A 26,181-nucleotide genomic window follows, 5' to 3' on the forward strand; every position below is an offset into this window, starting at 1 on the left:
GATGCGCAGCGAGTTCAAGCATTACCTGTGGCTGCTCGTGGTGGCCGTGCTGGTGGCGGCCATACCGCTGGCGACCAGCAATGATTTCTATCTGCGCATTGTGTTTCTGATTGGGGTGAACTACATCGCCGCATCGGGGCTGAATGTGCTGGTGAACTACACCGGCCAGAAGTCGCTCGGCCATGCCGGCCTGTTTGCCGTGGGCGCCTATGCCGTTGCCCTGCTGACTGCTCGATGGGGGTGGAATCCATGGGCTGCGTTTGCGGCGGCTGGTGTGCTCGCAGGTCTGTTCGGCGTGGTCATTGCATTGCCAGCCCTGCGCGTGAAAGGCCCGGCGCTGGCGATGGTGACGATTGGCTTTGGCATCGTGGTGGAGAAGATCGTCTCTGAATGGCAGGACGTGTTCGCAGGCCAGCAGGGAATTTACGGTGTGGTGCCGCTGCAGATCGGTGGGCAGATGTTCAGCACCCAGCATTGGGTCTGGTTTGTGCTGGCGCTGTGTGTGCTGCTGCATGTGATGTTCCGCCATTTGCTGAATGGCCGGTTCGGCCGCGCGTTTTTGGCGGTGAACACGGCCGAGGTCGCGGCGGAAAGCGTGGGTGTGAGCGTGTACAAGTTCAAGGTGCTGGCCTTTGTGATCAGTGCGTTCACCTGCGGCATCGCCGGAGCGCTGATAGCGCAGCAGAACCAGTACATCAATTCCGACTTCATCACCTTCAATCTGTCGATCTTCTTCCTGCTGATCGTACTGTTTGGGGGTAACTCGGTCTATGGCCCGCTGCTGGGCGCAGTGGTGCTCACCTTGCTGGATTCGCTGCTGTCCCGTTGGCCGGATGTGCAGCATTTCACCTATGGCGCCCTGCTGCTTTTTGCGCTTTACGCCATGCCCAATGGGTTGGCGGGATTCGTGCGCAGCTTTGCGCGCAGGTTCATGCCGAGGCTGGTGCCCAAGGAGCAATTGCCGACGGACCTGCCTGCATGGCAACTGAAGCCTTCTGCAGGCGTTGGCGCCACCGGCGCTCTGCTGGACGGTGAAGGTCTGTACAAGGCCTATGGCGGCGTGGTGCCGACCAACAATGTCGATATCCAGATTCGGCCCGGGCATGTGCATTCGCTCATCGGCCCCAATGGTGCGGGCAAGACAACGCTGCTCAATATCCTCTCGGGGATCGTGACGCCGGAGCGAGGAACGATTCAGTTCGCGGGGCAAGGCATTGTCGGGGTGTCGCCCAACCGGATTGCGCGCATGGGCCTGGGGCGTACCTTTCAGAATCTGCGGCTATTCAGTGACATGACGGTGCTCGACAACGTCAAGGTGGGTCTGCATTCGCACATCAAGGCTGGCTTTTTTGCAAGCTTGCTGGGAGTGGGCAAGGCACATCGCGCGGAGTTGGCTGCGCGAGACGAGGCGCTGCAGATTCTGGACCGGCTCCACCTGCGCGACAAGGCGCTTCATATCGCTGGCAGCCTGCCCTATGGACTGCAGCGGCGCTTGGAGCTGGCGCGCGCCCTGGCCACGCACCCGCAGCTGCTCCTGCTGGATGAACCTGCTGCAGGTCTGAACCCGCAGGAGACGCAGGAGCTGGTGCAGGTGATTGCACGCATCCGCGATCTGGGCATCACCGTGCTGCTGATTGAGCACCATATGGATCTGGTGATGGCGGTCTCCGACCATGTGATCGTGCTGGATTACGGCCAGAAGATCGCAGAAGGCACGCCAGCCGAAGTGCAGAGCAACCCCCGCGTGATCGCCGCCTATCTGGGCAGCGATGAGGAAGAAGATGGCAACGATGCGACAGGAGGCCTCCATGTCTGACCAGGCAACTGCATTGCTGCGCGTGGAATCGCTGCAGGTGCACTATGGGGCGGTTCAGGCGCTCAAGGGCGTTTCGCTGCATGTGAATGCCGGTGAGGTGGTGACGATCATCGGTGGCAATGGTGCTGGCAAAAGCACGCTCATGAAAGCCATATCGGGTCTGGAGCCCGCAGCAGGGGGCTCGATTGCATTCCTTGGCCAGGACATTACCCGCATGCCCGGCCATCTGCGCGTGCCGCTGGGCATTGCCCAAAGCCCGGAAGGCCGTCAGGTGTTCGCAGACCAGACCGTGCATGACAATCTGCTGCTCGGGGCCTACCACCGCAGGGATGGGGCCGCGGCCATCGCGGCAGACATCGAGCGGCAGTTCGCCACTTTTCCGCGCCTGAGTGAGCGGCGCGAGCAGATGGCAGGCACCATGTCGGGCGGCGAGCAGCAGATGCTGGCAATTGCGCGGGCGCTGATGGCCCGCCCCCAGTTGCTATTGCTCGACGAGCCTTCGTTGGGTCTCGCTCCGCTGATCGTCAAGGAGATATTTGCCATCGTGCGGCAGCTCAAGCAGCAGGGTGTCACCATCTTGCTGGTGGAGCAGATGGCCAATCAGGCGCTGGGCGTGGCGGATCGCGCCTATGTGCTGGAAACGGGGCGATTCACGCTGGAAGGCAGTGCTGCCGAGCTTCGGCGCGATCCCAAGGTGCGTGCTGCCTACCTGGGGGCGCACGCATGACAGCGGCAGGCGCCAGCGAAACCTTCGACTATGTGATTGTGGGCAGCGGCGCGGCAGGCGCGATTGTTGCCGCGCGGCTGAGTGAGGATTCGGGTGTCAGCGTCTGCGTGCTGGAGGCAGGCGGGGCGGACTGGCACCCCTACCTCAAGCTGCCTGCGGGGTTCATCAAGGTCATCTTCAACCCGGAGCGGGCCTGGCAGTTCAGCTCCGAGCCCAATGGGCGTACCGCAGGACGGCGCATTCCCCTGCCCCAGGGCAAGACCTTGGGGGGATCCACATCGATCAACGGGCTGGTGTACAACCGGGGTCAAAGGGAAGACTTTGACGGTTGGGCTGCGCGTGGCAATCCAGGGTGGAGCTATGACGAGGTGCTGCCGTATTTCAAGCGCAGCGAAACTTTTGTCGATGGTGGAGACCCGGCGTTGCGCGGACACGCGGGCAGCTTGAAGGTGACCCTCCCACACTGGCCGCACCCGGTCTGCGAAGCCTTTTTGCAAGGTGCGCAAGAACTGGGCATGCCGCTCAACCCGGATTACAACGGTGCCAGCCAGCAAGGCGTCGGCTATTTTCAACGCACGATCGACCGGGGCTGGCGCGTTAGCACATCCGCTGCATTTCTGCGGCCTGCACAGCGGCGCAGCAATCTGCGGGTGGTGACCGGCGCCCAGGTTCAGCGCATACAGATTGCAAACGCTGCTGCGACGGGCGTGGAATACACGCGGGCGGGTCTGCAGCGTACGGTCCGCGCCCGGCGCGAGGTGATTGTCTGCGCAGGGGCGATCAATACGCCCAAGCTGCTGATGCTATCTGGCATTGGCGATGGACATCGGCTGCGCGAGCTGGGCGTGGAGACGCATGCGCATCTGACGGGCGTGGGTCAGCATCTGAAAGACCATTTCTCGATTCGCCTCGTGGCTCGCGTCAGGAATGCCGTGACCATCAATGAGCTGGCGCGCGTTCCGCGCCTGTGGGGGCAGGCGGCTGACTGGCTGCGCGGCAAGCCCAGCATTCTGGCGCTCAGCCCTTCCGTGGTGCATTGGTTCTGGCAGTCACAGCCAGGGCTGGCGCGGCCGGATCTGCAGGGTGTTTTCTCTCCCGCCAGCTACCGCGAAGGCTATGTGGGCATGCTCGACCGGTTTCCCGGCATGACCTGTGGCGTGTGGCAGCACCGTCCCCAAAGCATGGGCAGTGTTTCGCTGGCCTGCGCCAACCCCTGGGCCGATCCGGTTGTGCAGCCCAATTATCTGGACGACGAAGAGGACCGGCAGACGTTGGTACGCGGTGTGCGCATTGCCCGCGCCTTGCTGCAGACCCAGGCGCTGGCGCCGTTCCGCGAGTCGGAAACCATGCCTGGTGCGCAGGTGCAGTCCGATGACGAGATTCTGGATTTCATCTACCGCTACGGGGTGTCCTCTTACCACGTCAATGGCACGGCGCGTATGGGGCCACGCAGCGATGCGGGTGCTGTGGTGGACGCACAGTTGCGCGTGCACGGCGTTCGCAATCTGCGCGTGGTGGACGCGTCGGTGATGCCCGAGATTCCGTCGGCCAACACCTGTGCTGCCACGATGATGATCGGGGAGAAGGGCGCCGAGATGATCCGCAACGCCCGCTGAGGGATGGCGGGGAACGTCAGCGTTTCTTGCGCGCCCGCATGTCCAGCACATTGGGCAGGGTCTGCGCGCTCTGCCCGGTGGCCAGAATGCGGTGCTTCTGGATTTTTTGTGTTCCGGTGGTGGGGATCTCGCTGGTGAACCACCACCAGCCCGGCACCTTGTAGTAAGCCATTTCCTGCTGGCAGAAGGCAAACAGTTCCTGGCAGATGGCGGTGCCAGCCTCCACACCCGGAGACAGCACGATGCTGGCCAGCACCTCCTCTTCACGGATATCGTCCGGGGCCGCCAGCACGGCTACCTGGTGCACCTTGGGGTGCGACAGCAGCACGGCTTCCACTTCGGCGGCGGCAATGTTCTCGCCGCTGCGGCGGATGATGTTCTTGCGCCGGTCCATGAAGTGCAGCAGGCCGCCCGGGTCCTGCACGACCACGTCGCCGGTGTGGAACCAGCCGCCTTCCCAGGCCTTGGCCGTGGCTTCGGGATTGTCCAGGTATTCGCTGAAGAAGTGCTTGCGCGGCGTTTGGGCGGAGTAGCGCACCAGCATCTCGCCCGGTGTACCGGGTTCCACGGGCTGGCCGCTTTCGTCGGCCACCATCACTTCCAGGCCCGGTGCGCTTCTGCCGAAGGATCGTGTGCCCACCTGGCGATCGGCGCCATGGTCGGAGATGGTGCGCACCACCTCGGTCATCCCCCACAGCTCGATGAGCGGAAAGCCAAAGCGCGCTTCAAATGCCGCATGCAACTGCGGCTCCACACCAGCGCCATAGCCAAAGCGCACGCAGTGCCTGTGCTCCCACTTGGTCGGCGCCTGCTTGAGCAGCAGCGGAATGATCACGCCCAGGTAGTGCACGATGGTGGCGCGTGTACTGGCCACTTCTTCCCACCAGCGGCTGGGGGCAAAGCGGTCGGTCTGGATCTGGCAGCCACCCGACAGCAGCATGCAGTAGAAGGACAGGATCGACGCATTCACATGAAAGAGTGGCAGCGGATTGAAAAGGCGCTCCTTGCCTTCCTGCACCGACACATAGCCGGGGTGGGACGCATACCATTTGCCAGCCGCCAGCTCGTAGGCATGCGACAGCACGCAGCCTTTGGGCTGGCCGGTGGTTCCGGAGGTGTAGAGAATGCTGGCGGGCGTGTCTGCGGTGACCGCGCCCTGGGCTGGACGCTGGGCCGGGGGCAGGGTGAGTGCGGTGTAGCTTTCCGGATCGGTGGTGACGATGCTGGGCTGGGTGCGCGTGTCCTGCAGCGATTCCTGCACCGCCGCGAGGCGTGTGGGCAGGCAGACGATCATATCCAGCTGCGCGTGGTCGATGAGGTAGTTCAGCTCGCGCCGCTTGTAATCAGGGTTGATGGGCACGCAGCAGATGCCCAGGCTGTTCATCGCCAGCTTGTGCAGCATATGCTCGGGCCTGCTCTCCAGAAGCAGTCCCACGCGGTGGCCCACGCCATAGCCTGCTGCCTGGTAAAGCGTCTTGAGTGCATCAATCAGCCTGCCTGCTTCGGCGTAGCTGAACTCGCGGCCCTCGGGCAGATAGCTGCGCCCTGGGTTGGCAGGAACCGCCAGCAGGCTGAGGTCGCTGTATCTGGCAACGGCGGCTGCCAGCGCTTGGCCGATGGTGGTGTGGTCGTGGATGTCAATCATGTGGTGCTCCCTCGTCAAGGCCTGATCAGCGGTGACGGTATCGGATCGACCCCCTGGGCCAAGGCAGCCTGCTTTTCGACCTCCAGGCTGCGCAAGAATGCAGTGCGCTGCTGCAGGCACATCCAATAGTGCTGCGTGGCCGGGCCCCATTGGGCGCTCATGCCCAGGTAGTCGGACAGCATCAGCGCGTAGCCGATGGCCACATCGGCAGCCGTGAAGCGCCCCGCGCACAGATAAGGCTGGTCTGCGGGCAAGGACTGCGCGGCCGCCTCCACCGCGCGCAGGCGGCCCAGAAACCAGCGCTCATAGTCTTCGGCCACCTGGGGCTGGCGTCGCACGGCGGGCTCAAAAAAGGAATAGCGCAGCACCAGTGTCTGTGGAAAGGTGAGGGTGGTGTCAGACATGTACAGCCAATTCAGATAGCTGCCATAAGCGGCGTCATCGGGGGCAACATTCATCTGCTGTGCTGGTGCCTTGCTCGCCAGGTACTGGCAGATGGCGCTGGACTCGGTCATGCGTGTGGCGCCATCGATCAGGAGAGGTACCGTGCCCAGCGGGTTGAGAGCCAGGTAGTCCTTGGCCAGCGCGCGTGGCGGAAAGGGCAGCATGTGCAACTGGTAGGGCAGGCCCAGTTCCTCCAGCATCCACAGCGCGCGAAACGAGCGCGCGCTGACACAGTGGTAGAGCTCCATCACGGCAATGTCTCCTGTTGAGGACCCGCGCAAACCATGGTGCACGGTGGATATGCCCACCGGCTGCCGATCTGGCCTGGTTTGTATTTGCGCAAGTCGTGCAATCGTTATTGCAGCATCTTGGCATGGATGGGGTGTGGCGGGGTTCTTCTAGGTGTCAGCCAGGTTGCACTTCATGCCGCATGCTTCATGCCGGTGGCCGGGTGCTCTTGCGGTATTCGGCGGGGGACATGCCCATCCAGGTGCGAAACGCGCGGATGAAGCTCTTGTCGTTGCTGAACCCCGCCAGTTGCGCAATCTGCTTGATCGGGCGGTTGGTGCGGTGCAGCAGGGTGAGCGAGCGTTCGCGCCGCACTTCGTCCTTCAGGGCCTGCAGTGAAGCGCCTTCGTCCTTGAGCTGGCGGTGCAGGGTGCGCAGCGACAGATGCAGTTTCTTTGACAGGGTTTCTGCGCTGTGCATGGCAGATGGGTCTGCAGCCAGCAACTGGCGCACGCGCTGCACCATCAGACGGTCGCGGCGGTAGGGGCGCACCGTCAGCGGCAGGGCGCGCTGCAGCATGCGCTGCAAGGCGGCTTCGTCGCGCGCAATGGGCAAGGCGAGGTAGCGTGCATCGAACTGCATGCTGGTGACCGGCGCGTCAAACTGCACTTCTCCGGGAAAGAGCAGCGAATACACATCGGCATGCCCGGGGGCGGGAAACGGCAGCGCCACCTTGAACAGCGGCAGCGACGAATCCACATACCAGCTCGACAGGCCGTGGATGTTGCGCAGCATCGATACCAGGCAGAACTCGCGCAGCTCGCCCAGGCCCGCGTGCTCGACAATCTCCAGCGTGGCCGTGTTGCCATGCACCTGCAGGCTGAGCTGCAGGTCATCTGTCAGCAGGCCATGGTGGCGGCACCAGCGCTTGAGGGCCACACCCAGGTCCGGGCTGGTCAGGGATGCGCGTGCCAGCATGCCGTAGCTGCCCCAGGGCAGTCGGCGGCTGAACCAGCCCAGGGCCTCGTCGTCCAGCTCCTGCATGGCGGCATCGGACAGGGTCTCGAACTGCAAGGCGGTGATGCCCACGGTATCCTGTTCGACCGCAAAGGGATCAATTTGCGCCAGATGCAAGGCCTTGTCCGGATTCAGGCCCCGATGCTGGTAGGCCCGTGCAATCGCGCGCACAAAAGCCATGGGCGTAACAGCGGGATGATGGATAACTGCGGATGACGGAAGCGGCTTGGTCATGGGTGGGACGAAAATCTGCCAGCAAACGTTGATTGTACTGGCGACTTTTGCAACCTGCCTGCCACCATTTGCGCGGCCCGCTGGCGTATGCTGGTGCGCAATCAAGATATACCAGATACGCAGGCGCGCGCAGCGCTTTGCAGACAGGAGACAAGCATGAGCGACATCGCTTTGACGACCAGCTACGCGCGCGGCGCCACAGAGCCGCGCCTGTTGGACAAAACCATCGGGCAGCAACTGGTGGATACCGCTGCCCGTTTTGGCGACCGCGATGCGCTGATCAGCCGCCACCAGAATATCCGCCTGAGCTACCGCCAACTGCTGGCGCAGTCCTTTCAGTTGGCGAGCGCGCTGTTGCGCGCCGGCATCCAGAAGGGCGACCGCGTGGGTATCTGGTCGCACAACAATGTGGAATGGGTTTTGCTGCAATTTGCCACAGCGCATGTCGGCATCATCCTGGTCAACATCAACCCGGCCTACCGGACCTCCGAGCTGGAATATGCGCTGAACAAGGTGCAGTGCAAGGCCTTGTTCGTGATGGAACGCTTCAAGACCAGCGATTACCTGGGCATGGTGCGCGAGCTGGCCCCTGAACTGGCCGCCAGCCAACCCGGCCAGCTGCACAGCGCCAAGCTGCCCGACCTGCGCTGGGTGGTGTGGATTGACGCGGCCGGCTCAGGTGCTGCCGGCTCAGGTGTGCCCCAAGGTAGCGAGCAACCCGGCATGGAGCGCTTCTCGCGCTTCATCGCCATGGGTGATGTCCAGGACCCGCAGATTGCAGAGATCGCCAGGACGCTGACGCCCTACGATCCGGTCAATATTCAGTTCACCAGTGGCACCACGGGTTTTCCGAAGGGCGCAACGCTCACCCATCGCAACATCGTCAACAACGGCTATTTCATTGGCGAAGCGATGAAGCTGACGGAGCAAGACCGGCTCTGCATTCCCGTGCCGCTCTACCATTGCTTTGGCATGGTGCTGGGCAACATGGCATGCATGACGCATGGCTCGGCCATCGTCTATCCAAACGATGGTTTTGACCCGGTCACCGTTCTGGAAGCGGTGCAGGCCGAGCAGTGCACAGGCCTGCACGGCGTGCCTACCATGTTCATCGCCGAACTGGACCACCCGCGTTTTTCGGAGTTCGATCTGTCCACCTTGCGTACCGGCATCATGGCGGGCTCGCCTTGCCCGATCGAGGTGATGAAGCGTGTGGTCAGCGAAATGAACCTGTCCGAAATCACCATCGCCTACGGTATGACGGAGACCAGCCCGGTCAGTTGCCAAAGCTCCACCGACACTCCGCTGGACAAGCGCGTCTCCACAGTGGGCAAGGTGCAGCCGCATCTGGAAGTGAAGATCATCAACCCGGAAACGGGCGAGACGGTTCCCAATGGCATCTCGGGCGAGCTGTGCACGCGCGGCTATTCGGTGATGCATGGCTACTGGGGCGATGACGCCAAGACGCGGGAAGCCATTGATGCGGAAGGCTGGATGCATACCGGCGATCTGGCCACGATGGACACGGAGGGTTACGTCAACATCGTCGGTCGCATGAAGGACATGGTGATCCGCGGCGGCGAGAACATCTACCCGCGCGAGATTGAAGAATTTCTCTACACCCATCCCCAGGTGCAGGATGTGCAGGTGGTGGGCGTGCCCGACAGCCGCTTTGGTGAGGAGCTGTGCGCCTGGGTGATCGCCAAGGCAGGGCAGTCGCTCTCCGAGGACGATGTACGCGACTACTGCAAGGGCCGCATTGCGCACTACAAGGTGCCACGCTACATCCGCTTTGTCGACGCATTTCCGATGACGGTCACCGGCAAGATCCAGAAGTTCAAGATCCGCGAGGCGATGATCGAGTCGCTGAAGCTGGAAATCGCCAAGACGGCCTGAAGGCCGGACTGCACTAAAAGGTGAGTTTGTGGCGCGCGTCAATCCATATTCTCAGACTGGGGTAAGCCTGAAAATGGCTTGCCATGCGCGCCAGCAGCTACGTTTTTCAGGGGCTCTCCCGCTTGGCGGCTTGTTTGGCGGCGGCGCGGCGGGCCACATCCAGGCGTTTTCGCAGGGTGATTTCGCTCAGATCGAGCTCCTGCACCAGGCTGCGCAGGGATTCGTCATTGATGCGGTTGTGCTGGCGTTCGGCATAGATCGTGTGCCGCTCCACCTTGATGCACTTGAGCCGCATCTCCAACTCCATCACATAGCGTTCACGCCGCTGTTGCACCGCTTCGGGGCTCGCGGCATCGGGCGCGTCGGCGGCATCGGGCGAGCGGTCTTCGTCCAGCATGTCGATGCGGTTGCGGTATTCGCGGGCGATGCGGCCTTCGATCTCGTGCTGCTGAGCCTGCCATTCGGTTGGTTGCTGGGCAGTGGTTTCTTCGTTGATCGCCAGGCTGTTGATGGCAGCGCGGCAAGCGGCCAGGCGTGCCTGGCGCTCTTCGATCACCGATTCGGGCTCGCTCACCTTGGGCACGCGTCGCAGTACCAGCGGCAAGCCGATGCTGCCGATCACCAGGGTGAAGAGAATGGTGCCAGTGGCCAGGAAAATGAGCATGTCGCGCGCCGGAAAAGGCTGGCCATTGTTCAGGAGCAAGGGCACGGACAGTGCACCGGCCAAGGTGACCGCACCGCGGATGCCTGCCAGGGTGGTAGCCAGGTTCAGCCACATATCGGGCTTTTCCACCAGCTTGCCGGCCCTGTGCGCCTTGTGCAGACTGCTGCGCACGCCCAGCATCAACCAGATCCAGCGCAACACCAGCAGCGCCACCGAAATGATGGCTACATAGCCCACCAGAATCCACCAGTCGTGGCCCGCATCCCGCAGGGTAACGCCAATGATGGATGGAAGCTGCAACCCGAGAAGCAGGAAGATGGCGCCATTGAAGGCCGATTCAACCATGGCCCAGGTGCCTGCCGTCTGCATGCGCTCGGAGATGTAGTCGGCGCGGTTCAGGTCGCCAAAATTGGTGGCCACCCCCGCCGCGACGGCGGCCAGTATGCCCGATACGCCAATTTCTTCGCCCAGCAGGTAGGCGGCAAAGGGCAGCAGCACCAGCAGCAGCACCATCTGTGTGGCGGCCACGTCGCCCAGGCGGCGGGTTACGGTCTCGCGCAGGTAGCTGAATCCCCAGCCCGCGACGGCGCCCACACCCAGGCCGCCCAGGGCAATCCACAGAAATTCCTGCGTCACCTTGGCCCACGAGAACAGGCCTGTCAGGGTGGCGGCAATGGCAAACTTCAAGGCGACGAGGCCCGAGGCGTCGTTCAGCAGCGATTCGCCTTCGAGCACATGCATGGTGTGCGCTGGCATGCCCAGGTTGCGCGTAATGGCCGATACCGCCACGGCGTCGGTCGGCGAGATGACGGCGGCGAGCGCAAAGGCCACGGTGAGCGGCATCTCCGGAATCATCCAGTGGATCAGGTAGCCCAGGCCGATCACGGTAAACAGCACCAACCCGAATGCCAATTTCAAAATAGGCTGGTACAACGCAAAGAACTCGCGCTTGGGAATGCGCCAGCCGTCGGCAAACAGCAGCGGCGGAATGAACAGCAGCATGAACAGGCCGGGATCGAAATCAATGTGCAGGCCATTCTGGGGCCACGACAGCACAGCCCCCAGCATGATCTGTATCAGCGGCAGCGGAATGGCTCGGATGTAGCGCGCAATGATGCCGGTGACGGCACCGATCATCAGCACGAGCAGGACAGTTTCAACGGTATGCATGGTCTGTGGTTTTTATAGTTACAGACTATTCTGAAAGAAAACGCGATTCTGAAGAGAACGCTGGAACATTAGACTAGAAAAGAGGACAAGCATGAGCAAACTTGGTACACAGCTGAACGCCAGATCAGCAGATTTTCAGGCCAACGCACAAGCCATGCGGGCCGTGGTGGATGATCTGCGTGCCCAGGCTGCAAAGATAGCCCTGGGCGGTGGCGAGGCCGCGCGCGCCAAGCATGTGGGCCGTGGCAAGCTCCTGCCGCGTGACCGCGTGCAGATGCTGCTCGATCCCGGTACGCCTTTTCTGGAGCTGGCGCCGCTGGCGGCTCTCAACATGTACAACAACGATGCCCCCGGCGCGGGCCTGATTGCCGGTGTGGGCCGTGTCAGTGGCGTGGACTGCATGATCGTGTGCAATGATGCCACGGTCAAAGGGGGAACGTACTACCCGATGACGGTAAAAAAGCATTTGCGGGCGCAAGAAATTGCAGCGCAAAACCGCCTGCCCTGCATCTACCTCGTCGATTCGGGTGGCGCCAACCTGCCCAACCAGGACGATGTCTTCCCTGATCGCGAGCATTTCGGCCGCATCTTCTTCAACCAGGCCAACATGTCGGCCCAGGGTATTGCGCAGATCGCCGTGGTGATGGGCAGTTGCACGGCCGGTGGCGCCTATGTGCCGGCGATGAGCGATGAGTCCATCATCGTCAAGAACCAGGGCACCATCTTCCTGGGCGGCCCGCCGTTGGTGAAGGCCGCCACGGGCGAAGTCGTGAGCGCAGAAGACCTGGGCGGCGGCGATGTGCATACACGCCTGTCGGGCGTGGCCGACCATCTGGCCGACAACGACACCCATGCGCTGGCGCTGGCGCGCAAGGCCGTCAGCCACCTCAACAAGGCCAAGGCCACCAATGCGGCGGACCGGGCGCCGCAGGCACCGGCCTATCCGGCCGAAGAGCTGTACGGCGTGATTCCGGTCGACACCCGCAAGCCCTTTGATGTGCGCGAGATCATTGCCCGCGTGGTCGACGGCAGCGACTTCGACGAGTTCAAGAGCCGCTTCGGCTCCACCCTGGTGTGCGGCTTTGCCCGTATCGAAGGCATGGAGGTGGGCATCATCGCCAACAACGGCATCCTGTTCAGCGAATCGGCGGTCAAGGGTGCGCACTTCATCGAGCTGTGCTGCCAGCGCAAGATTCCACTGGTGTTCCTGCAGAACATCACCGGCTTCATGGTCGGGCGCAAGTACGAAAATGAAGGTATCGCCCGCCATGGCGCCAAGCTGGTGACGGCGGTGGCCACGGCAAGCGTGCCCAAGTTCACCATCATCATCGGCGGCAGCTTCGGTGCTGGCAACTACGGCATGTGTGGTCGTGCATATTCGCCGCGCTTCCTGTGGATGTGGCCCAACGCGCGCATCAGCGTGATGGGTGGCGAGCAGGCGGCCAGCGTGCTGGCAACCGTCAAGCGCGACGGCATCGAAGCCAAGGGCGGCCAGTGGAGTGCCGAGGAAGAAGAGGCCTTCAAGGCCCCGATCCGCCAGCAGTATGAAGACCAGGGCCATCCGTATTACGCATCGGCCCGCCTGTGGGACGACGGCGTGATCGACCCGGCCGACACCCGCCGTGTGCTGGCGCTGGGCCTGGCGGCCACGCGCAACGCGCCGATTGAAGACACCCGGTTCGGCGTGTTCCGTATGTAAGTTCTGGATGTTTCAGGCCGCTGGCGCACGGCTGGTGTGCGCAGCCCATCCTGAAACCATAGCAATTTTCTTGCAGATGTGAGACAGGCGCTGCCGCGAGGCAGCAGCGAGGACAACCATGAAAAGCACGTTTTTGACCGTGGAAGCCACCGGGCAGGTCGCCACCATCACCCTGACCCAGCCCGATGTACGCAATGCCTTCAGCGATGCCGTCATCGCCGACATCACCAAGGCCTTCCAGCTGGTGGGCCAGCAGGAGCATGTGCGCGCCGTGGTGCTGGCAGCCGAAGGCCCGGCTTTCTGCGCAGGCGCCAACCTGAACTGGATGCGCGCCATGGCCGACTACACGCGCGACGAAAACCTGGTGGACGCCGGCAAGCTGGCCGAGATGCTGCGCGTGATCTACGAATGCGAAAAACCCACCATTGCCCGCGTGCAAGGCGATGTCTATGCCGGTGGCATGGGCCTGGTCGCGTGCTGCGACATGGCAGTGGCTTCCGCCAATGCAGGTTTCTGCCTCAGCGAGGTCAAGATCGGCCTGATTCCCGCCACCATCAGCCCTTACGTGATCCGTGCCATGGGTCCGCGCGCCTCGCACCGCTACTTTCTGACAGGCGAGCGTTTTGATGCCGCAGAGGCCCTGCGCATCGGCTTTGTGCACCAGGTGGTCGAGAGCGATGCGCTCGATGGCGCGGTGGACGGCCTGCTCAAGCACCTGCTGAGCGCGGGGCCCGCAGCAGTGCGGGCCTGCAAGAAGCTGGTGCTGGATGTGGCCGAGCGCGAGATCAATGCAGGCTTGATCCAGGCCACGGTCGAAGGCATTGCCGACATCCGTGCCAGCGCCGAAGGCAAGGAAGGCGTGCAGGCATTCTTGAACAAACGCAAACCCGGATGGCTGGGAGGCTGATTCAGCAACAAAGCGACCTTGGATGGCAGGCAGCAAGCGGCCGCTGGCGCTATAACCAGCGCGTTTGCTGATTCGATTTGAGGAGCCCGAACCATGGATATCTGGAACACCATCGTCAACTGGATGCACGGCATAGGCGTGCACCTGGACAAGGACACGGCGCAAACCGTGGGGCAGGCGGCCGACCAGGTTGGCCAGGTGGCGAACCAGATGGGCCACGCCATGGCGCAGTGGGACTGGGGCCAGTTGATGGCGCTGGCTGCAGCGCTGGGTTGGGCGAGTGGTTTCCGGCTGTACGCCGTGGTTTTTGTGACGGGCATGCTGGGTGCAACGGGCTGGCTGCCGCTGCCGGGCGCGTTGACAGTACTGCAGCAGCCGGTGATCCTGGTCATCAGCGGGGCGCTGCTGTTCGTCGAGTTCTTTGCCGACAAGATTCCGGGTGTGGATTCGGTGTGGGATGCGGTGCAAAGCGTGATCCGTGTACCCGCTGGCGCCGCATTGGCGGCCAGCGTTTTCGGTGCCGACAACGCCACCATGGCCACCGCCGCAGCGCTGATGGGCGGAACCCTGGCCTTGAGCAGCCAGGTGGCCAAGACCACCACGCGCGCTGCCATCAACACCAGCCCGGAGCCTTTTTCCAACTGGGGCGCCAGCCTCGTGGAAGACGGCGCATCGATCGGCGCGGTGTGGCTGGCCATCAACCACCCGGTGGTGTTTGCCGTGGCGCTGGCCGTGGTGCTGGTGGTGATGTGGATCGTGACCTGGACGCTGTGGAAATTCCTGAAGGCCGTCATCCGCCGGGTGCGGCGCTGGATGGGCTATGACGAACCGGTGGTGCCGGCGACGAGCACCGATATGCAACGCTTTTGATGGTGCATGGCTGTTCCCCCCGGGGAGGCACATGTGGCTAAAGAAATACTGAGACTGAGGAGATTTTTTATGTTTACCAAGATTCTGATCGCCAATCGCGGTGAAATCGCCTGCCGCGTGGCGGCAACCGCCCGCCGCATGGGCATCAAGACCGTGGCGGTGTATTCGGATGCCGATGCGCAGGCCAAGCATGTGGCCGCCTGCGATGAATCAGTGCATATCGGCGGTTCGGCCCCCAAGGACAGTTACCTGCGCTGGGAGCGCATCATCGAAGCAGCCAAGGCCACTGGTGCGCAGGCCATCCACCCTGGCTACGGTTTTCTGAGCGAGAACGAGGACTTTGCCGCCGCATGCGCAGGCGCTGATCTGGTGTTCATCGGCCCGCCTGCAAACGCCATTCGCGCAATGGGCTTGAAGGCCGAGTCCAAGCAGCTGATGGAAAAGGCGGGCGTGCCATTGGTGCCCGGCTACCACGGTGCGGGCCAGGATCCGGCCATGCTGCACAAGGAAGCAGACCGCATTGGCTACCCCGTGCTGATCAAGGCCAGTGCCGGTGGTGGCGGCAAGGGTATGCGTCTGGTGGAAAAGACCGAAGACTTTGCGGCGGCGCTGGAATCGTGCAAGCGCGAAGCCATCAACAGCTTCGGCAACGACGCCGTGCTGATCGAGAAATACGTACTGCGCCCACGCCATATCGAAATTCAGGTGTTTGGCGACACCCATGGCAACTGCGTCTATCTGTTCGAGCGCGACTGCTCGGTGCAGCGCCGCCACCAGAAGGTGCTGGAAGAGGCCCCTGCCCCTGGCATGACCGAAGCCCTCCGCAAGCAGATGGGCGAGGCAGCTGTTGCCGCCGCCAAGGCCGTAGGCTATGTGGGCGCAGGCACGGTGGAGTTCATCGTTGAGCAGCCCGGGGGCTACGACCAGCCAGAAGCCATGAAGTTCTACTTCATGGAGATGAACACCCGCCTGCAGGTGGAGCACCCGGTGACCGAAGCCATCACGGGCGAAGACCTGGTGCAGTGGCAGCTGTTGGTAGCCAATGGCCAGCCGCTACCCAAGCAGCAAGGCGATCTGAAGATCATCGGCCATGCCATCGAAGCGCGTATCTGCGCCGAAAACCCCGAGAACAATTTCCTGCCTGCCACCGGCACCCTGCACGTCTATCGCAAACCCGTGTGCAGCAGCTTTGCCATCAGCGATGTGCGCATCGACGACGGCGTGCGCGAGGGCGATGCGATCAGCCCGTTCTACGACAGCATGATCGCCAAGCTCATCGTGCATGGCCAGGACCGCGCGCAGGCATTGGCGCGCCTGGACGCTGCGCTGGCGGCGGTGCGCATCGTGGGCCTGCAGACCAATGTGCAGTTCCTGCGCCATATTCTGGCTACGCCGTCGTTTGCGCAGGCCAAGCTCGATACCGCGCTGATCCAGCGCGAAGAGGCGCGTCTTTTCAAGCGCCGCACCCTGGGCGTGGACACGGCCGCAGCTGCCGCTGTGGTGGCGGAGCTGCTGCTGGAGCGCGCTGGTGAAACCGCAGACCCCTTCAGCCGCCGCGATGGTTGGCAGTCGCATGGGGTGACCGAGCGCCGCTTTGATTTCGAGTTTGGCGGCGACAAGCTGCAGGCCGCATTGCGCTACGAACCCAGCGGCCTGGTGCTAACGGTGGGTGATACCAGCGGTCCGCTGCAATTCACGCCGAATGGCGAACTGGTGGAGTTGCAGTTCAACCGCCACCGCGACCAGATCCAGACTTGGCAGCAAGGCGAAGTGGTGCACGTGTTTGCTCCGCGTGGCGCCGCCGAGATCACCGCCATCGATGCGCTGGCCCACGCGGGAGACGCGGGAAGCGAAGGCGGGCGCCTCACCGCTCCAATGCCCGGCAAGGTTGTCTCGTTTGCCGTGAAGGCGGGCGACAAGGTAAGCAAGGGCCAGCCGCTGGCCGTGATGGAAGCCATGAAGATGGAGCACACCATTGCCGCGCCTGCTGACGGCGAAGTGGTCGAGCTGTTGTTCGTACCAGGCGACCAGGTCACGGAAGGCGCCGAGCTGCTCAAGCTCAAGGCTGCTGAGTAAGAGCGGCGCGCCTCCTGCCTCGTGGATGACGGGGCAGGGCGCTTTTCTATGCTGAAATGCACGCCATGAAGATCGTCGTCTATTCCGAAGGGGGCAACCCCGCAGCGTGGCTGGCTGCCATTGCCCAGCATATTCCGAACGCGCAGGCCTGGGCCTGGGCCCCTGGCGCACCGCAGGCCGATTACGCCCTGGTGTGGCGCCCGCCGCAGCAGATGCTGGATGAACAGGGCGCAGGGCTCAAGGCACTTTTCAACATGGGTGCTGGCGTGGATGGCTTGCTGCAGCTGCAGCTGCCCGCGAATGTGCCCGTGGTGCGGCTGGAGGATGCGGGCATGGCCGTGCAGATGGCCGAGTATGTGTGCCACGCGGTGATCGACCATTTCCGGGGCCTCGGCCAATACCGCGTGCAGCAGCTGGCCGGTGAGTGGAAACTGGCCCCACTTCGCATGCGCAGCGATTTCCCGGTCGGCATCATGGGCCTGGGTGTGTTGGGCGACCGGGTTGCCAAGGCGGTGGCACAGTTTGGCTTTCCGGTGCTCGGCTGGAGCCGCTCGGCTAAGCAGATCGACGGTGTACAGACGTTTAGCGGCGCGGAGCAATTTGCGGATTTTCTGGCGGGCACGCGCATCCTGGTCAACCTGCTGCCGCTGACGCCGGAGACGGAAAACATCATCGACAGCCAGCTGCTGGGGCAACTGCAGCGCGGCGCATATGTCATCAATGTGGCCCGGGGCGGGCACTTGGTGGAGGCGGACCTGCTGGCCTCCATCGACAGCGGCCAAGTGGCAGGGGCGATGCTCGATGTGTTCCGCACGGAACCGTTGCCGGCGGACCATCCATTCTGGCGCTGCCCGCAGATCGGCATCACGCCGCATGGCTCTGCACGCACCTTGCCGGAGGAGACCTTGCAGCAGATTCTGCGCAAGCTCCAGGCTTTTGCTGCGGGCGAACGTGTGACCGGTGTGGTGTATGCCGACCGTGGATATTGAACGCAATTTTCTGAATCTGATGGAAAAGAAACAAGGAGCACCCATGGCTACCTATCCCAAGCAAGTCAAGATCATCGATGTGGGCCCGCGCGATGGCCTGCAGAACGAGAAATCACCCGTGCCTGCCTCGGTCAAGATCGAGCTGGTGCACCGCCTGCAGGATGCCGGGCTCAAGGAGATCGAGGTCACCAGCTTCGTGTCGCCCAAATGGGTGCCGCAGATGGGCGACAACGCCGAGGTAATGGCAGGCGTGCAGCGGAGGGCGGACGTGCAGTATTCGGTGCTCACGCCCAACATGAAGGGGTATGAGGCCTCCGTCGATTCCAAGCCTGACGAGATCGTGGTGTTTGGCGCGGCGAGCGAGGCCTTCAGCCAGAAGAACATCAACTGCAGCATTGCCGAGAGCATTGAGCGCTTTGCGCCGGTGGTGGCTGCAGCCAAGGCCGCAGGCATTGCGGTGCGCGGCGCCATGAGCTGCACCGTGGGCTGCCCTTATGAAGGTGAGATCGCTCCGTCGCGTGTCGCCTACCTCGCGGAGCTGATGAAGGGCATCGGCGTGGAACGGGTCGATGTGGCCGATACGATTGGTGTGGGCACGCCGCTGAAAGTGCAAAAGGCAATCGAAGCGACGCTGCCGTATTTTGATGTGGACCATGTCTCCGGCCACTTCCACGACACATATGGCCAGGCGCTGTCCAACACCTTGGCAGCGTTGCAGATGGGTGTCTGGAACTTCCAGTCGTCCATTGCAGGCCTTGGAGGCTGTCCTTATGCCAAGGGCGCCACGGGCAATGTGGCAACCGAGGATGTGGTCTACATGCTGCATGGCATGGGCATCGAGACCGGCATTGATCTGGACAAGCTGGTCGATGCAGGCATCTTCATCAGCGATTTCCTGCAGCGCAAGCCCAATTCGCGCGTGGCGGTGGCGCTGATCAACAAGCGGGCCGGCTGATGCGGCTTTGGCCACAATGGCGCAACGCAAAGCCCGCCCTGTGCAGTGCGGGCTTTGTTTTGAATGAAAAGCGGTTGCAGTGCTTAATCCATGAGTGCTGAAAGCTATCAAAAATGAAGTGTATTGCCATGGTCGCTGCGACAGTGATGGCAGGGCGGCACAATCTGGGCATCAAGACCAAGGAGCAAGAACCATGTGTGGAGCGGAGTTGAAGAGCCTGCCCGAAGGCGTGCAGCGTGTCGCCAGGGTGCTGCAGGACAAGGGCCATCCGCATGCGCCGCAGATGCTCAATGACGCGGCGCGCACGGCGCAGGAAGCCGCCGATGCATTGGGGATCGTCGTGGGGCAGATCGCCAAGAGCATCATCTTCCGGCGCAAGAGCGATGACGCCTGTGTGCTGGTGATTACCTCCGGCGACCGGCGTGTGGACGAAAAGAAGGTGGAAGCGCTGATCGGCAAAGTGGGCAAGGCCGACGCCGATTTTGTGAAGGAGCGCACGGGGTTTGCGATTGGCGGCGTATCGCCCGTGGGGCACGCCAGCGAACCTGTCACGCTGATCGACCGTGATCTGTACCGCTTTGCCCAAGTATGGGCTGCCGCAGGCCACCCTTATGGCGTATTTCCGCTCGCTCCTCAGGATCTGGAGAAGCTGACCGGCGCGCCGGTGGCTGATGTGGTGAAGGATGCGGCATGACCGAGTTGGATGACAAGATTACCGAGGTATACACCAATGCGCCTTTGGCGGCGCGGACCAAGCTGGTCCGGGCGAGCGGCGCATTTGCGGCGGGGTATGACGATGTGGTGCCTTCGCCGTGCGTGTCGATCTGCAAAATGAATGCAGACCGCAGCCTGTGCCTGGGATGCTACCGCTCGATTGACGAGATCCGTGCGTGGTCCAAATCCGATAACGCAGGCCGCTTGCAGATGTGGCAGCAACTGCTGGCGCGCGCAGGCCTGGGCCACGATGGGCGTGCCCTGCCGAAGGACGAATAGACCCAGTAGGCGCGCAATGGCGCAGCCAAACAAAGTCGTGTTGTGACTGTGATGGTAGAGAGAATCGTATGAAGACCATTGATTTCTATCTGGATTTTGTCTCACCCTACGCATGGCTGGCGTTTCATGCGCTGCCAAAGGCATTGCAAGGCCACAGCGTGCACGTGCGTTACACCCCAGTGTTGCTGGGGGCCTTGCTGCAGCAGCACAACAACCCTGGCCCCGCAGGTATCGCAGGCAAGCGTGAGTGGACCTATCGCCATGTCAGCTGGCTGGGACACTCGCTCGGCTGCGGCCTGGATATGCCTGCGCAACACCCATTCAATCCCTTGCCGCTGCTGCGTCTGGCCCTGCGTACCAGCCACGATGGCCATATCAACCGCTTTACCGCCGACGCCATCTTTCGCCACGTGTGGCTGGGTGGCGCTGCTGCACTGGATGCCGGCCGCCTGCAGGCGCTGGAGCTGCAACTGGCAGAGCAGATCAAGACGGACGAGGGCGCTGATCAACGCGCCAAGGATTTGTTGCGCCGCAATACCGATGCTGCGGTGGCGGCTGGCGTTTTTGGGGTGCCCGCCATGGCTGTGGATGGCAGGCAGTTCTGGGGACTGGATGGCCTGCCGATGCTGACGGCTTACCTGAATGGCGACGCATGGTTTGCAGGCAATGAATGGGACAGCGTCGCGAACCGGCCATCGGGGCTCAAGCCCGCCTGATTTGCCCCTTATTGCCAAAGATCAGACATGAAAAAACCGGGCGAGCCCGGTTTTTTGTGGATCGATGGTATGCCATCAGTGCCCGGAGGCACCCGCTGCACCCAGGCCGGTTTCGGAGCGCACCTGCTGCGCGGCGAATGCATCGCGTTCCTTGGCTGCCTGGGCGCTCTTGTCCAGCACCGAGAACAGCCAGACGCCGACGAAGCCGATGGTCATCGAGAAGAGTGCGGGCGAGGTGTAGGGGAACCAGGCCGAGCCCTTGGGGTAGCCCAGCGTTGCTTCCCACACCGAGGGCGAGACGATGGTGAGCGCCACTGATGAGATCAAGCCCAGGAAGCCACCGATCACCGCGCCACGGGTGGTGCAGCCCTTCCACAGCACCGACAGCAGCAGTACCGGGAAGTTGGCCGAAGCCGCCACCGCGAAGGCCAGCGACACCATGAAGGCGATGTTCTGCTTTTCGAACACGATACCCAGCAGCACGGCGATGATGCCCAGGGCCAGGGTCGTGATGCGCGAGACGCGCAGCTCCGAAGCGCTGTCGGCCTTGCCATGCTTGAACACGGTGGCATACAGGTCATGCGAGACAGCCGAGGCGCCCGACAACGTCAGGCCAGCAACGACCGCCAGGATGGTGGCGAAGGCGACAGCCGAGATGAAGCCGTAGAACACATCGCCGCCCACGCTCTTGGCCACCAGCACGGCAGCCATGTTGGCGGTGCCGGCGCCGCCCTTGATCACGCCCTTGGCGGTATCGGCCAGTTCGGGGTTGGTCAGTACCATGGTGATGGCGCCGAAGCCGATGATGAAGATGACGATATAGAAATAGCCGATCCAGGTGGTGGCCCAGAACACGCTCTTGCGCGCTTCCTTGGCATCGGGCACGGTGAAGAAGCGCATCAGAATGTGGGGCAGGCCCAGTGTGCCGAACATCAATGCCATGCCGAAGCTGATGGCAGAGATCGGATCCTTGATGAAGCCGCCCGGCCCCATGATCGACAGGCCCAGCTTGGCAGCCAGATCGGGCGCCGCGCCGCCATTGGTGGCAATCTCGGTCTTGACGCGCACGCCGTCGGCAAACAGCTTTTCGAGGCTGAAGCCATAGTGGGCCATGATCATGAAGGCCATGAAGGTGACGCCCGCCAGCAGCAGGCAGGCCTTGATGATCTGCACCCAGGTCGTGGCCGTCATGCCGCCGAACAGCACGTAGATCATCATCAGCGCGCCCACCAGCACCACGGCGATCCAGTAATCCAGGCCGAACAGCAGCTTGATCAGTTGGCCGGCACCCACCATCTGGGCAATCAGGTAGAAGGCCACCACCACCAGCGTGCCGCTGGCCGCAAAAGCGCGGAACGGGCCTTGCGCAAAGCGATAGCCCGCTACGTCGGCAAAGGTGAATTTGCCCAGGTTGCGCAGCCGCTCGGCCAGCAGAAAGGTCAGGATCGGCCAGCCCACCAGGAAGCCGATGGAGTAGATCAGTCCGTCGTAGCCGCTGGCCATGACCGATGCCGAAATGCCCAGAAAGGATGCGGCCGACATGTAGTCGCCTGCGATGGCGAGGCCATTCTGGAAGCCGGTGATGCCGCCGCCAGCGGTGTAGAAGTCAGCTGCCGACCGCGTCTTGGACGCAGCCCATTTGGTGATCCACAGCGTTCCTGCTACGAAGGCGACGAAGAGGATGATGGCCGTCCAGTTGGTGGCCTGCTTGGCGGTCTCGCCGACATCGCCGCCAGCGGCATGTGCGGCACCTGCCATCGCCAGTGCGGCGGGAAGAATGAGATTGCGAATTTTCATTGGGCGACGTCCTTGAGGATTTGCTGCGTCATGGCGTCGTACTCGGTGTTGGCGCGCCGCACATAGATGCCGGTGATGAGGACGGTGAAGATGATCACGCCCAGGGCAATGGGGATGCCCAAGGTGGTGACGCCCGTGCCCAGGGGGGTGGCGAGGAATTCCTTGTCAAAGGCGATGAGGCCGATATAGCCGTAGTAGACGACCAGCATCAGGATGGTGAGCGTCCAGCCGAAGGCATTGCGCTTGCGCTTGAGTTCCTGGTACCGGGGATTGGCTTGGATTTTGGCAACGACAGGGTCGTTCATGTTGTGTCTCCAATGAGTGGGCCGCATGGGGCGCAGCAATCGCATCGCTGCGTCCATTGGATTCTGGAAAGTACAACTGACGAACCGCTTACGAACCTGCCCGGGTTCGCACCTGCAGCAGGTGGGCTGCGGGTAAGTCCTGATGAAAAAAGAATGTTTGTAACTGGGTGTGAGATGTTTTTGTAAGGAGTTAGTCAGCAATCGTCCGGATAGTGCATCTCGGGCGATGCCCCGTTGCGTTGTCCGCCCTAGCGACAGAAAAATTCAGGAGACATCTATGGCAACCAGTGCAGCAGCACGGCCGATGACGAAGGAAGAGCGCAAGGTCATCTTCGCCTCGTCACTCGGTACCGTTTTCGAGTGGTACGACTTCTATCTCTACGGTTCACTGGCGGCCATCATCGCCAAGCAGTTCTTTTCGGGGCTCGATCCCACTTCTGCCTTCATTTTTGCGCTGCTGGCATTTGCCGCAGGCTTTATCGTGCGGCCATTCGGCGCGCTGGTGTTTGGCCGCCTGGGGGACATGATCGGCCGCAAGTACACCTTTCTGGTCACCATCCTGCTGATGGGCGCTTCGACCTTCATCGTCGGTATCCTGCCCAACTACGCCAGCATCGGCGTGGCAGCGCCCATCATCCTGATCGTGCTGCGCATGCTGCAGGGTCTGGCATTGGGTGGCGAGTATGGTGGCGCGGCAACCTATGTGGCCGAGCATGCGCCGCATGGCAAGCGGGGCGCCTACACCTCATGGATTCAGACCACGGCAACGCTGGGCCTGTTCATGTCGCTGTTGGTGATTCTGGGTACCCGCACTGCGATGGGCGAGCCTGCCTTCAATGACTGGGGCTGGCGCATTCCGTTCCTGGTGTCGATTGTCCTGCTGGGTGTTTCGGTGTGGATTCGCATGACCTTGTCGGAGTCGCCCGCGTTCCAGCGCATGAAGGCGGAAGGCAAGACCTCCAAGGCACCTCTGAAGGAATCCTTTGGTCAGTGGAAGAACCTGAAGATCGTGATTCTGGCGCTGGTGGGTCTGACGGCTGGTCAGGCGGTGGTCTGGTACACCGGCCAGTTCTACTCGCTGTTCTTCCTGACGCAGCAATTGAAGGTGGATGCAGTGACCGCCAATCTGATGATTGCCGTGGCCCTGCTGATCGCTACGCCGTTCTTCGTGATCTTTGGTTCGCTGTCCGACAGGATTGGCCGCAAGCCCATCATCATGGCTGGCTGCCTGCTGGCGGTGCTGACCTATTTCCCCGTGTTCAAGATGCTGACCGAAGCGGCAAATCCGGATCTGGCAGCGGCACAGGCGAGGAACAAGGTGGTGGTGGTGGCCAATCCGGCTGAATGTTCGTTCCAGTTCAACCCCACCGGCACCACCAAGTTCACCAGCTCCTGCGATGTGGCCAAACAGTTGCTGGCCGCCAATTCGGTGAGCTATGAAACCGAAGCGGCGCCCGCCGGCACGGCAGCAGTCATCAAGATCGGCAATGACGTGATTCCGAGCTACAGCGCGGCCGGCCTCACAGGCGACGACCTGAAAACCAAGGACGCCGGGTTCAAGAAGGCTGTGGCGGAAACCCTGGCCAAGGACGGCTATCCCACCAAGGCAGACCCCGCCAAGATGAACAAGGTTCTGATGGTGGTGCTGCTGACCTATCTGGTGATCCTGGTGACCATGGTGTATGGGCCGATTGCCGCCATGCTGGTGGAAATGTTCCCGACCCGCATCCGCTACACCTCGATGTCGCTGCCCTATCACATCGGCAATGGCTGGTTTGGCGGGCTGTTGCCCACCACGGCGTTCGCCATCGTGGCGCAGACCGGCAATATGTATAACGGCCTGTGGTACCCGATCATCATTGCCGGTATCACCTTCGTGGTCGGAACGCTCTTCATCCGCGAAACCAAGGATGTGGATATTTACGCGGACGACTGATCTGCTTTCAAACAGACAGCATTGGGAAGGCGCGAGAAGCGCTTCCTGATGCATGCAAGAACAGCGCCTTCGGGCGCTGTTTTCATTGCGACACCTTGTTGAGGACGTTTCTAATGGTTAATACTAGGAATGTCATCAAACTGTGGTAGCAACGCGTCACTCTTCCAAAAACACTCTGACAAATCACCGGCTTCCTCGGGCCTCCCGCCTAAAATTTGAAAGCTATGCAAAGCAATGCGTCAATCTGTATCTACAGTTGCCGCCTGTGCGATGCACAAAAATTCAATAACCCATCTCCCGAGGACTCTATGCGCACCCTGAACCGTTTGATGATTGCAGGCCTGGCAATTGCCGGCTCCACCGCCGCTCTGGCTCAAAGCAGCGTACAAGTGTATGGCCGTATCAACACCACGGTGGAACGCCAAAAGGCGGGTGACCAGACGACCACGGGCCTGTACAACAATTCGTCGCGTATCGGCTTCATGGGCACGGAAGACCTGGGTGGTGGCCTGAAGGCTGGCTTCGTGCTGGAGTCGGGCTTCGCTTCGGATACCGGCGCTGGCAACTCGGGCGCTGGCATGAGCTTCAACCGTCAGAGCGAAGTGAACCTGTCGGGCAACTTCGGCCAGATCCGTCTGGGCCACTGGACCCCTTCTTCGTACTTCGCCACGGCCGACTACATCAGCATGCACAACCACGACACGGGTTCGTCGGCTGATGCCTTCTACGCCTATGTGTCGAACGACGGCAAGTCGCCTTCCTACATCTCCAACGGTGTTGCGTACAAGACGCCTACCTTCGGTGGCTTCAATGTGGAAGTGGCGACGGGCCTGTACGAAAAGAACGCACAGTTCGGCAACAAGAACCTGTACGATGTGGCCGCCAACTATGAAAACGGCCCTCTGGCCCTGGGCGCTGGCTACACCAAGCTCGACAACTCGCAGCAGTTCGCGATCCGCGGCTTCTACAAGATTGGCTCCAACATCCTGCTGGGCGGCTATGTGCAGCGCAGCAAGAACATGGGCTTTGACCAGGTCTTCGGCTCCGACACCGGCACCCGCACTGCGTACCGCCTGTCGGGCGCCTACCTGTTGGGCAACAACGAGTTCCACCTGAACGTGGGCAAGGCTGGCAAGATGAAGAACGTGGAAGACAGCTCCGCGCTGCAGTACACCCTGGGCTACAACTACAACCTGAGCAAGCGCACCAAGGTGTATGGCTACTACACCAAGGTCAACAACAAGGCCGGTGCTTCGTACATGACCGGCACTGCCGGTGCCGATTTCAGCTCCTTCGCTGTCGGCGTGCGTCACAACTTCTAAGTTGCCTGGGCGGCAGAAAGCCGATTCCCAAAAAACCCGCATTCTCAGGAATGCGGGTTTTTTTACGTCCGTGCGCTGCAGCCAGCGTACGATGCCATTTGCTAACAAATCTGTAAATATGTACAGTAGTTTTTAGGGCTTTGGCACAGGCCTGCTGCG

21 protein-coding genes are annotated in these 26,181 nt (G+C 62.0%); 15 read left to right on the plus strand and 6 right to left on the minus strand.

What is annotated here, in order from left to right; translation table 11 throughout:
* Nucleotide 1 precedes the first annotated feature (1 nt).
* The 3 genes from ACH2DG_RS09970 to ACH2DG_RS09980 are packed head-to-tail and all read left to right on the plus strand — an operon-like array spanning nt 2 to nt 4,159.
* Nucleotides 2-1,816 (plus strand): ATP-binding cassette domain-containing protein, encoded by a 1,815-nt coding sequence (locus tag ACH2DG_RS09970; protein ID WP_395025976.1) that lies wholly within the window; start codon nt 2-4, stop codon nt 1,814-1,816.
* The gene (locus ACH2DG_RS09975; protein WP_395025847.1) at nt 1,809-2,543 is read left to right on the plus strand and encodes an ABC transporter ATP-binding protein; all 735 of its coding nucleotides are present in this window, start codon (nt 1,809-1,811) and stop codon (nt 2,541-2,543) included. Before ACH2DG_RS09970 ends, ACH2DG_RS09975 begins: the two co-directional genes overlap by 8 nt.
* The gene (locus tag ACH2DG_RS09980; RefSeq protein WP_395025848.1) at nt 2,540-4,159 is read left to right on the plus strand and encodes a GMC family oxidoreductase; all 1,620 of its coding nucleotides are present in this window, start codon (nt 2,540-2,542) and stop codon (nt 4,157-4,159) included. The genes ACH2DG_RS09975 and ACH2DG_RS09980 overlap by 4 nt, the downstream gene beginning before the upstream one ends.
* Nucleotides 4,160-4,175: 16 nt before the next feature.
* On the opposite strand, the gene ACH2DG_RS09985 is transcribed toward ACH2DG_RS09980, so the two are convergent.
* The 3 genes from ACH2DG_RS09985 to ACH2DG_RS09995 all read right to left on the minus strand — a co-directional run bounded on the left by ACH2DG_RS09985 (nt 4,176) and on the right by ACH2DG_RS09995 (nt 7,742).
* Entirely contained in the window at nt 4,176-5,804 is a 1,629-nt protein-coding gene (locus ACH2DG_RS09985; protein ID WP_395025850.1) for an AMP-binding protein, read from the minus strand.
* A gap of 14 nt (nt 5,805-5,818) precedes the next feature.
* Nucleotides 5,819-6,499 carry a glutathione S-transferase family protein gene (locus tag ACH2DG_RS09990; protein WP_395025851.1) on the minus strand — a complete coding sequence of 227 codons (681 nt, stop codon included), beginning with the start codon at nt 6,497-6,499 and terminating at the stop codon, nt 5,819-5,821.
* Between the two features lie 184 nt (nt 6,500-6,683).
* On the minus strand, nt 6,684-7,742 hold the full coding sequence (locus ACH2DG_RS09995) for an AraC family transcriptional regulator (RefSeq protein WP_395025978.1): 1,059 nt from the start codon (nt 7,740-7,742) through the stop codon (nt 6,684-6,686).
* 141 nt (nt 7,743-7,883) lie between these two features.
* Here ACH2DG_RS09995 and ACH2DG_RS10000 point away from each other — a divergent pair, with 141 nt between their 5' ends.
* On the plus strand, nt 7,884-9,623 hold the full coding sequence (locus ACH2DG_RS10000) for an AMP-binding protein (RefSeq protein ID WP_395025853.1): 1,740 nt from the start codon (nt 7,884-7,886) through the stop codon (nt 9,621-9,623).
* A 106-nt stretch (nt 9,624-9,729) separates the two neighbouring features.
* Here the strand turns inward: ACH2DG_RS10000 and ACH2DG_RS10005 are convergent, their stop codons facing one another.
* Nucleotides 9,730-11,457 (minus strand): Na+/H+ antiporter, encoded by a 1,728-nt coding sequence (locus ACH2DG_RS10005; RefSeq protein ID WP_395025855.1) that lies wholly within the window; start codon nt 11,455-11,457, stop codon nt 9,730-9,732.
* A gap of 91 nt (nt 11,458-11,548) precedes the next feature.
* Between ACH2DG_RS10005 and ACH2DG_RS10010 the strand changes: the two genes are divergently transcribed.
* The 9 genes from ACH2DG_RS10010 (at nt 11,549) to ACH2DG_RS10050 (ending at nt 20,662) form a co-directional block, all read left to right on the plus strand.
* Nucleotides 11,549-13,156 (plus strand): carboxyl transferase domain-containing protein, encoded by a 1,608-nt coding sequence (locus tag ACH2DG_RS10010; protein ID WP_395025857.1) that lies wholly within the window; start codon nt 11,549-11,551, stop codon nt 13,154-13,156.
* A gap of 118 nt (nt 13,157-13,274) precedes the next feature.
* Entirely contained in the window at nt 13,275-14,063 is a 789-nt protein-coding gene (locus tag ACH2DG_RS10015) for an enoyl-CoA hydratase/isomerase family protein (protein WP_395025859.1), read from the plus strand.
* Nucleotides 14,064-14,156: 93 nt separating this feature from the next.
* Nucleotides 14,157-14,933: a DUF4126 domain-containing protein gene (locus ACH2DG_RS10020; RefSeq protein ID WP_395025861.1), complete on the plus strand. Its 777-nt coding sequence runs from the start codon at nt 14,157-14,159 to the stop codon at nt 14,931-14,933.
* A 69-nt stretch (nt 14,934-15,002) separates the two neighbouring features.
* Nucleotides 15,003-17,009, plus strand: a complete 2,007-nt coding sequence (locus ACH2DG_RS10025; RefSeq protein WP_395025862.1) for a biotin carboxylase N-terminal domain-containing protein — start codon at nt 15,003-15,005, stop codon at nt 17,007-17,009.
* A gap of 65 nt (nt 17,010-17,074) precedes the next feature.
* Nucleotides 17,075-17,998, plus strand: coding sequence for a 2-hydroxyacid dehydrogenase (locus ACH2DG_RS10030; protein ID WP_395025863.1), 924 nt, complete (start codon nt 17,075-17,077; stop codon nt 17,996-17,998).
* 43 nt (nt 17,999-18,041) lie between these two features.
* Nucleotides 18,042-18,953, plus strand: a complete 912-nt coding sequence (locus ACH2DG_RS10035) for a hydroxymethylglutaryl-CoA lyase (protein ID WP_395025864.1) — start codon at nt 18,042-18,044, stop codon at nt 18,951-18,953.
* Between the two features lie 193 nt (nt 18,954-19,146).
* Nucleotides 19,147-19,647, plus strand: a complete 501-nt coding sequence (locus ACH2DG_RS10040; protein WP_395025866.1) for a YbaK/EbsC family protein — start codon at nt 19,147-19,149, stop codon at nt 19,645-19,647.
* On the plus strand, nt 19,644-19,946 hold the full coding sequence (locus tag ACH2DG_RS10045) for a DUF1289 domain-containing protein (RefSeq protein ID WP_395025868.1): 303 nt from the start codon (nt 19,644-19,646) through the stop codon (nt 19,944-19,946). Before ACH2DG_RS10040 ends, ACH2DG_RS10045 begins: the two co-directional genes overlap by 4 nt.
* 68 nt (nt 19,947-20,014) lie before the next feature.
* Nucleotides 20,015-20,662 carry a DsbA family protein gene (locus tag ACH2DG_RS10050; protein ID WP_395025870.1) on the plus strand — a complete coding sequence of 216 codons (648 nt, stop codon included), beginning with the start codon at nt 20,015-20,017 and terminating at the stop codon, nt 20,660-20,662.
* A 75-nt stretch (nt 20,663-20,737) separates the two neighbouring features.
* Here the strand turns inward: ACH2DG_RS10050 and ACH2DG_RS10055 are convergent, their stop codons facing one another.
* Nucleotides 20,738-22,459 (minus strand): cation acetate symporter, encoded by a 1,722-nt coding sequence (locus ACH2DG_RS10055; RefSeq protein ID WP_395025871.1) that lies wholly within the window; start codon nt 22,457-22,459, stop codon nt 20,738-20,740.
* Nucleotides 22,456-22,764, minus strand: coding sequence for a DUF485 domain-containing protein (locus ACH2DG_RS10060; RefSeq protein WP_395025873.1), 309 nt, complete (start codon nt 22,762-22,764; stop codon nt 22,456-22,458). The genes ACH2DG_RS10055 and ACH2DG_RS10060 overlap by 4 nt, the downstream gene beginning before the upstream one ends.
* 277 nt (nt 22,765-23,041) lie before the next feature.
* Between ACH2DG_RS10060 and ACH2DG_RS10065 the strand changes: the two genes are divergently transcribed.
* Together ACH2DG_RS10065 and ACH2DG_RS10070 are read left to right on the plus strand one after the other, a co-directional pair.
* Entirely contained in the window at nt 23,042-24,700 is a 1,659-nt protein-coding gene (locus tag ACH2DG_RS10065) for an MFS transporter (protein WP_395025875.1), read from the plus strand.
* Nucleotides 24,701-25,008: 308 nt separating this feature from the next.
* Nucleotides 25,009-26,022 (plus strand): porin, encoded by a 1,014-nt coding sequence (locus ACH2DG_RS10070; protein ID WP_395025876.1) that lies wholly within the window; start codon nt 25,009-25,011, stop codon nt 26,020-26,022.
* Nucleotides 26,023-26,181 lie beyond the last annotated feature (159 nt).

This window comes from Comamonas odontotermitis (genome assembly GCF_040396735.1).
Classification (GTDB): Bacteria; Pseudomonadota; Gammaproteobacteria; order Burkholderiales; family Burkholderiaceae_C; genus Comamonas; species Comamonas odontotermitis_C.